This is a genomic window from Chryseobacterium sp. MHB01 (genome assembly GCF_034651565.1).
GTDB lineage: Bacteria > Bacteroidota > Bacteroidia > Flavobacteriales > Weeksellaceae > Chryseobacterium > Chryseobacterium nepalense.
In genome coordinates, this window is record NZ_JAYEDA010000053.1 from 1 (window position 1) to 470 (window position 470).

Here is a 470-nt window from a genome sequence, read left to right on the forward strand (position 1 = left end):
CTGATCAGCGACAAATGACTTCCCATATATTTCAGAATATTGTTTGAAATGGTAAGGCCAAGCCCCGTTCCGCCATATCGTTTGCTGATCGAACTGTTTTCCTGGGTAAATGCATTAAAAATATATTTCTGCTTTTCAACCGGAATACCAATTCCCGTATCTCTTACAGAAAACCGCAGTGAAATATTTTTATCATCCATGCGGAGCTTCTCCACTTTCAGCTCAATCTCTCCTTTTTCCGTAAACTTAACGGCATTTCCAAGCAAATTGATCAGGATCTGTTTTAATCTGGATTCATCGATCAGAAGTGTTTTGGGTAGTCCCGGCTCGATATTCAGGAGAAGTTCGATATTTTTTTTCTGCGACTGATAAAGGATCACATTGATGACCTGGCTCACCATGTCATACACATCGCTTTTCTCAATCAACAGCTCCAATTTTCCGGATTCTATCTTGGAAAAATCTAAAAT

At 39.4% G+C, this 470-nt stretch carries 1 protein-coding gene; it reads right to left on the reverse strand.

The genetic code is table 11. From position 1 onward, the window contains the following. Nucleotides 1-470: ATP-binding protein (locus tag U9K52_RS21215; protein ID WP_322928030.1), on the reverse strand; the 470-nt coding region annotated here is incomplete at both ends.